Below are 7,610 nucleotides of genomic sequence, written 5' to 3' on the forward strand. Positions count from 1 at the left end.
GGCGGGCGCAAAGTCGGAGCGTGACATGCGATCACCCCGCTCGCGAGCGGGGTGGTGGCCGCGAGGTCCATGTCCAGCGGCGAGGATGGTTCATTCCCCGCCGCTCTTCATCACCCCGCCGGCCTGAACGCCGGGCCCTCGAAGCGCAGGCCGGGGGCACCGCGTTCGACGCGATCATGCGCGGCCTGCACCAGGCGGGCATCGCCGGCCTCGGCCACGCGTGCGCGGCCGTCCAGCAAGGCGGCGAGACGCGCCAGCGCCAACGCCTTGTTGCGATGTTGCGAGCGGCCGTCGCGGGCGATCGCGGCGAGGCCGCTCGGCAGGTGCACGGCGCGCACCGCGCTCTCGGTCTTGTTCTGGTGCTGGCCGCCGGGGCCGCCGGCGCGGAAGCTTTCGAACCTGACGTCGCCGGTCGAGAGCGCCGGCAGCTGCGCGGGCAGCGGCAGATCGACGATGCCGACGAACCAGTTCTTGCGGCCGTGATGCGGCCGCAACGGACTGCGGCACACCCAGAGCAGTGAGCCCCGCGTCCAGCGTTGCGCGATCGCGTCGGCGCGCGGCCCATCCAGCACGGCGATCGCGCTGGCCGGTCCGTGACCGTCCGCCTCGCCACGCGCGATCGCGCAGTCGCAATCCGCCGCCTCGGCTTCTGCTGACAGCCGCGTGAGCGCCTGCGCGACCGCGATCCGGCATTCCGCCGGACCGCGTCCCGAGGTGAGGAGCAGCCGTCTCATCGGCGGTCCTCCTTCGGCCGCCGCATCGTGGCGATCTTCTTCACCGTGACCAGCGGCCGGAAGCTGGCGACGACGCGCGCCAGCCCGAACGCCTCGAGATCGGCGATCACGCCTGTGATCGGCTTGTAGGCCTCCGGCGCCTCCTCGGCGAGCAGCGCGCGATCCTCGCAGATCACGCGGCCGCCGAACGGATTGCGCGCCAGCCGCTCGCGATCCGATTTGGTGGCGCCGACCCGGCCGATCATCGACGAGCGGTCGAACTTGCGCCCGGCGCCATGCGCGATCGACCACAGCGCTTCCCGAGGCGCCGTCGCGAGCGGCGCGACGAGGTAGGACAGCGCGCCGCGCGAGCCTGGCACGACGACGAGGCCCCGGTCGGACGGCGCCGCGCCCTTCCGGTGCAGCACGCCCTCGCCGCGATGGACCACGCAATTGTGGGAGCATTCGCACACCGGGTCTACCTCGCAACGCAACGCCGCTGCCGCACGCCGCGCAATCAGGCTGCGATTGACCTGTGCCCAACGCAGCGCGTGGTCATGCGCCGCGAGATAGGCCTGGCCCTCCGCGCTGTCCGGCGCGAGCGGCTTCAATCCCTCCGCGACGTGCCGCTCGAGCAGCGCGTGGCCGAGGCCGCGCGAGCCCGAATGCACCAGCAGACAGGCGCGATCACGATCGATGCCGATCGTTTCATCGAACACCTGCTCGACGGTCTGCAGTTCGCAGAAGTGATTGCCGCTGCCGATTGTGCCGAGCGAGGCATCGAAGCCGGACGGTGCAAGCTCATGCGCAGCAAGCTCTCCTGCGATATCGCCGTCATACGGCTTGGCGATGTCACGCAGCCGGTCGGCCGCCTTGTCGACGCGGATGCGCCGCGCGGCGAGATCGAGTGTGTACAGGGCCATGCCGCAGCCGGCGTCGGAGCCGACGAAGGCCGGATGGATGTGGTCGGCGAGAATGGCGCAGCCGACGGGACCGAACTTGCCGGGATGCAGATCCGGCAGTCCGGCGACCGCGCGTACGCCGTCGATGTCCGCCACCGTTTCGAGCTGGCGCACGGCGGCGCCCTCGATCCAGGAGCTGGACGAGTAAAAGCCATGGACCGGCGCACGGCCGTCCACGCGATGGGAATTGCCCATGTGGGTACCTTGGAGACAGATAGGCAGGTATGGTCGTGAACTAACAGCGTGCGCGAACGCACGCAGGCCGACCCACACCCCGCCTCACGCGAGGGTCAGGCCCGACGGCTCCTGGCGGAGCAACGGATGATCGCAGTCATCGTGTCTCTCCTCATGCGGCGGAGCGGAATGCTCGACGCCGGCGGCGTACTAATCATAACGCTCGTCGTTTTGCAACGCTCAAGACTCAATCGCAGTTCTTCTGTGATGTGCAGGACACGGATGCCTGATCTGATCCAGGTCGTTCACGCTTTGCTGTCATTGCGAGCGTAGCGAAGCAATCCAGAGTCCCGCCCACCATCCTGGATTGCTTCGCTACGCTCGCAATGACGTGGTGAGGTCGCACGGCGACAATGATCCATTCGCCCGCGGCCGGCGATGCCACGCGCATCCCGGACTCAGAACAGCGCAAGAAAGTCGCCGATGAAATAGAGGAGGGCCAGCACGACCAGCACGCCCATCAGCACGAAAGAGAGCTGCACGGCGATCGCGCAGCCGCCGAGGGTCGTGGCCATCGCCGTGACGTGCCGCTCCTCGCGAAACAGCTGGCCGAAGACGCCGAGAATGATCGCGAGCAGGCCGAGCGAGACTGCGGCGACAGGCAAGTGCTGGTGCAAGCGGTCGGTCCACGACGTCTCCCGCACGGGCGCCTGATATGCGACGCCCTTGATCCGCGCCACCAGCCGGTCTTTGACGCGGTGTCCGACATCGACAATGACCTTGTCGATCGGCGGCGGCGGATCGATCACCGGCAGCACCCAATGCGGCAGCACCGCCGCAACAAGCGCGATCAGCCCGACCACGCAGCCGATCGCGCCAAGCCGCCGGGAACGAACGATCGTGTCTGTCATGGCTCAAAATCTCCGATGCAGAAGTCAGCAGTGTCCGGCTGTGTCGCGGAAGGATCGCGAAACGTTAATCTCGCCATCGTCACCGCGGAAAGGGCCGAGCCCTGCAACGCTGAACGCCGGATCGTGCGTCGGCCGCCGGAGCTCTCCGGTTCAAATGCCTCCGATCCGCTCAAGCTCATAGCAGGCGGCCCGCAAGCTGCTCTGCCTCCCAGCCTTCGAGAAAGTCACGCTGCTGCGTGACCCAGCGGACGTTCTCGCTGCCCCATTCGCGCGCGCGGCTGGCCTGCTCGCCCATCAACCAGAAATGCCGCACGACGACGAAGGCATGCGCGGCCTCGTAGTCGGCGGCCGAGATCGGACGGACCGAGCGGTAGCCGTCGACGAAGGCGTGCCATGCGGCATGGAAGCGCCGGCCGAACGATAGCTTCGCCCACAGGAACACCGACAGATCGTAGGCTAGGTAGCCGGGACCGCCGTCGTCGAAGTCGAAGAACACGGCCATGCCGTCGGGGCCGATGCGCGTGTTGAAGCCATGGCAGTCGCCATGACAATGCGTCCAGGTCAAGCCGTCCATCGCCGCGATCCGTGCCGCGGTTCGATCCGCGATGTCCTGGAGAAAGCCGCCATCGTCGGCGTCGATCAACCGCAAGTGCTGTCGAACGCGCGTCAGCGGCCGGAGCAGCAGATGCTCGAGATCCAGCCGGTAGAGCGGCGCTTCGGGCCGGTAGGACATCGCCGCATCGTGCAGTCTGGCGAGCGTCACGCCGTTGGCGCGCGCATCGCTCTCCGAGGCGACCTCCGGGCTTCGACCCTCGATGGCGTGAAACAGCACGCCGTCGCGCACGCCTTCCGCCGCCTCGCCAGACACGAACAATGCGCCGTCGCGCGTCTCCACCGCCGCGGCCACCGGCACGCTGCAGCGCGCGAGATGCGCGAGGAAGTCGGTCTCGGTGCGGACATCGGCCGGACCGCGGGCGCGGTGATGCGACAGGCGGAAGACGTAGCGTGCGCCGGTTGCCGATGTGATCAGATAGACGTCGTTGAAGCCGCGGTTCATCAGGCGGCACGTGAGCGGCCCCGGTAGCGCATAGTGTCTCGCCACGAAGCGGCCGACGCTCTCGGTGCCGGTCGTGGTGTAGATCGGCTCGAAGTCGGGCACGGCATGTATTCCAAATGGTGGAGGCGACGTCATCCTAGGCCGAAGCTGCCCGTAGTGGAAGATCGACGCGCGCGAGGCGCCGACCGCCGCCGCCCGTCCTCCGACTGCCCGTCGGGCAAATCGGCCGATGCCGTGCGCGCTGTTCGTCGCTCCTGTCCAGCCCCGCAATGAAAAATATTCTTGTTTCGCGTTTTCAGAATATCTGTATGTTTGCGCACATCCCGTCCCGTGCAGAGGGGCGTACGCGTCGTCACGATACGCAGGGGCGGGGAGTGGTGGCCGTGGGCCTGTCAGTGCGCTGATGCGCAAGACGACTGGCAGCTCGCGGACGGTCAAGCCGTGTGGTCCTGGCGCCCCGATGCTGGCGTCAAGTCGGCTGCGACATGACGTGTCGCGCGACGACGGGGGCAAACAAGCCGGTCCCCGGGGAGAGTACGGAGCAGCCGTTCCAACCATCGCGCAGGGAAGGCCGGGTCGTGTCCGGCTGGTCCTGTGGTTCCTGCCCCGTGCACTTTTCTCCGCACGGGGGCCGCGGGCCTCAGCCGAGGCTCGGTCTTCCCTGCACCCTCTCGCCTTCGGAGAGGGGATCGAACAGTGCAGCTCGGGCTCATTGAGCCGCGGGAGCGCGAAGGCGTGTCGTGATCAGCGCATCGCGATGCAGCGCCGGTCGGCCGAATGCCGCAGCCGCCGGCGTGTGGCGCAAGGTACGACTTGACCGCAGAGCGATCGCATATGGAAATCCGAGTCGGTAGCGACGAGCAATTCTGCGAGTTGGTTCACTCCGTCATGCCCGCGGCCTGTCCTGGCCGGGACAGGCTCGGCCATGACGATGTGAAGGGAGAGGGAGACGAGCGCAAAACCGCGAGCGTCACATGCGACAGCGCTGCGCTTGACCGGGATCAAGAGCGCTCGCGCTCGGTCATCTAAGCCCCTACAACATCCGCTGCTCGTCGTGACGAAGAATGGACTTCGTGGTGCCGCAAAATTCCATCGCGCCTCCGTCGGGCTTGCGGCGACGCCTCGGGCTTGCTCTGCTCGTGCTGTACGGCACCGGCGTGACCGTCGGGGCCGGGATCTATGTCCTGGTCGGCGCGGTCGCGGGGCATGCCGGGTCCTATTCCTCCTGGGCGTTCGCGCTGGCGGCGTTGGTGATGGCCTTCACCGCCGCGTCCTACGCCGAACTCGCGACCCGCTATCCCGTCAGCGCCGGCGAGGCCGCCTATGTCCGGGCCGCGTTCACGTCGCGGCTGCTATCCACCGCGATCGGCTCGCTGCGGCTCGCCACCGGGATCATCGCCGCCGCCGCGGTGACGCTCGGCGGCGCCGGCTACATCCGCCAACTGATCGACCTGCCCGCTCCGCTGATCGCGATGGCCATCGTGATCGCACTTGGCGCCGTCGCGTCCTGGGGCATTCTCGAATCGGTGATGCTGGCGGGCCTGCTGACCCTGATCGAGACCGGCGGACTGGTGTGGATCGTCGTCTCGGCCGTCCACTCCGGCGTCGCGTTCACGCCGGCGTTGCTGACGCCGCCGCCGCTCGAGCTCGGCGCACTCTCCGGCATCACCTTTGCGGGCCTGCTCGCCTTCTTCGCCTTCGTCGGCTTCGAGGACCTCGCCAATGTCGTCGAGGAAGCCAAGAACCCGCAGCGGGACATTCCGCGGGCGATGGCGCTCACCTTGCTGATCACGTCCGTGCTGTATGTGCTGATCGCGGCGATCGCGGTCAGCGCCGTGCCGCCTGGCGTGCTGTCGGTCTCGCCGGCGCCGCTCAGCCTGGTCTTCAACGCGGTGGCCGGCATCAGTCCGACGACCTTCAATGCGATCGCGGTCGTGTCGACGCTCAACACGGTGCTCGCGCAGATGACGATGACGGCGCGCGTGGTCTACGGCATGGCGGAACAGGGCGACCTGCCGCGCATCGCCGGCCGTGTCGATCCGCGCACCGGCACGCCGCTGATCGCGACCGGCCTCGTGATGCTGGCCGTGGTCGTGCTTGCGCTGGCCTTCCCGCTCGAGCGTCTGGCGGAAGGAACTTCGCTTGCGACGCTGACGATCTTCGCGATCGTCAATCTGTGCCTGCTGCGCATTCGCATCCGGCACATCGGATCGGATGCCGCCCATGTGCGCGTGCCGCCCTGGGTGCCGGCGCTCGGCCTCGTCACCTGCCTGCTGATGATCATCAGCGCCTTCGTCGCACCGTGAGCGGGAAGGGCCGTTCGGGACCATGTCGATGCCGGAGATCATGAGCCTCAGTCCCGAGATCGTGGCGATCGGTGTCGCGCTCGGCATCGGATTGCTGATCGGGCTCGAGCGCGAGCGCCGCAAGGGCGAGGGACCGGGGCGCTCGGCGGCGGGTCTGCGGACCTTCGCTGCGGCCTCGCTGGCCGGCGCCATCGCCATGCTGACCGGCGGCAGGCTGCTGCTGGCGGTCGTCGCGGCCGGCATCATGGCTCTCGTCGCGATCGCCTATCTGCGCTCGCGCAGCGACGATCCCGGACTGACATCGGAGACGGCGCTGATCCTGACCGTCCTGCTCGGCGGCCTCGCCACCGAGCGTCCCGCCCTGGCCGCAGGCGTCGCCGTCGTCCTCGCGGTGCTGCTCGCGGCGCGGCCGGCGTTGCACGGCTTCGTCCGCTCGGTGCTCAGCGAGAGCGAGCTGAAGGACGGGCTGATCTTCGCGGCGGCCACGCTCGTCGTGCTGCCGCTGCTGCCCGACCAGCCGATCGGCCCGTTCGGCGCGCTCAATCCGCGCGGCATCTGGACGCTCGTCGTGCTGATGATGGCGATCGGCGCGTCCGGTCATGTCGCGATGCGGCTGCTCGGTGCGCGCGGCGGGCTTGCGGTCGCCGGCTTCGCCTCGGGCTTCGTCTCCAGCACGGCCACGATCGGCGCGATGGGCGCGCGGGCGCGCAAGGCGCCGGAGCTCGCAGGCGCCGCGGCCGCCGGCGCGACGCTGTCCACCGTCGCGACGATCGTCCAGCTCGCGGCGGTGCTGGCGGCCACGAGTCTGCCGGCGCTGCGCTCCCTGCTGGTTCCGCTGCTGTGTGCCGGCGGCGCCGCCGTCGTCTACGGCGCGATCTTCACGATCGTCGGGCTGCGGCAGAGCGGTGCGGCGGACCTGCCGCTTGGACATGCCTTCAGCCTGCCTGGCGCCTTGTCGCTGGCGCTGACGATCTCGGCGGTGCTGGTGCTCTCCGCGGGCTTGCGCGAGGCGTTCGGAGAAGCCGGCCTGGTCGCGAGTGCCGCCGTCGCAGGTCTGGTCGACACGCACGCGCCCGCCGTCGCCGCGGCCGCGCTCGTGGCGTCCGGCAAGATCGGCACGGCCGAGGCGGTGGTTCCGATCCTGGCGGCGCTGTCGGTGAATACGATCAGCAAGATCGTGGTGGCCTGGACCAGCGGCGGCTCGTCCTTCGCGCTGCGGCTGGTCCCCGGCCTCGTCCTCGTCATCGCCGCCGCATGGACCGGCGCCATGCTCCCGAGCCTTGCCGATGTGCTGCAGCCATGACGGCAGCGCCTACGCGCTGCGCGGCAGCGGCTCGATGGTCGCGGCGGTCGCGTTGCGGTGCTGGATCAGCCACGCGATTGCGTCGTCCTCCTTCATCGGCTTGCCATACAGCCAGCCCTGGCCATAGGAGCAGCCGAGCATGCGCAGGCATTCCGCGTCGTCCTCGCGCTCGACGCCCTCGGCG

6 protein-coding genes are annotated in these 7,610 nt (G+C 68.9%); 2 read left to right on the top strand and 4 right to left on the bottom strand.

What is annotated here, in order from left to right:
- Positions 1 to 110 precede the first annotated feature (110 nt).
- From prfH to BRAS3809_RS23770, 4 genes are all read right to left on the bottom strand, one after another.
- A complete protein-coding gene (prfH, locus tag BRAS3809_RS23755) occupies positions 111 to 734 on the bottom strand; it encodes a peptide chain release factor H (RefSeq protein WP_008964581.1) in 624 nt (207 codons plus the stop codon).
- Positions 731 to 1,870, bottom strand: a complete 1,140-nt coding sequence (locus tag BRAS3809_RS23760) for an RNA ligase RtcB family protein (RefSeq protein WP_008964582.1) — start codon at positions 1,868 to 1,870, stop codon at positions 731 to 733. Before BRAS3809_RS23760 ends, prfH begins: the two co-directional genes overlap by 4 nt.
- Before the next feature lie 437 nt (positions 1,871 to 2,307).
- A complete protein-coding gene (gene yidI, locus BRAS3809_RS23765; RefSeq protein WP_035657934.1) occupies positions 2,308 to 2,760 on the bottom strand; it encodes an inner membrane protein YidI in 453 nt (150 codons plus the stop codon).
- 175 nt (positions 2,761 to 2,935) lie between these two features.
- Positions 2,936 to 3,919: a phosphotransferase enzyme family protein gene (locus tag BRAS3809_RS23770; RefSeq protein WP_008964585.1), complete on the bottom strand. Its 984-nt coding sequence runs from the start codon at positions 3,917 to 3,919 to the stop codon at positions 2,936 to 2,938.
- Between the two features lie 974 nt (positions 3,920 to 4,893).
- On the opposite strand from BRAS3809_RS23770, the gene BRAS3809_RS23780 reads away from it, so the two are divergent.
- The gene (locus BRAS3809_RS23780) at positions 4,894 to 6,123 is read left to right on the top strand and encodes an APC family permease (protein ID WP_240535753.1); all 1,230 of its coding nucleotides are present in this window, start codon (positions 4,894 to 4,896) and stop codon (positions 6,121 to 6,123) included.
- A gap of 22 nt (positions 6,124 to 6,145) precedes the next feature.
- Positions 6,146 to 7,426 carry a DUF4010 domain-containing protein gene (locus BRAS3809_RS23785; protein ID WP_083839156.1) on the top strand — a complete coding sequence of 427 codons (1,281 nt, stop codon included), beginning with the start codon at positions 6,146 to 6,148 and terminating at the stop codon, positions 7,424 to 7,426.
- Positions 7,427 to 7,610 lie beyond the last annotated feature (184 nt).

Origin of the sequence: Bradyrhizobium sp. STM 3809, assembly GCF_000239795.1 — a bacterium.
Taxonomy (GTDB): domain Bacteria; phylum Pseudomonadota; class Alphaproteobacteria; order Rhizobiales; family Xanthobacteraceae; genus Bradyrhizobium.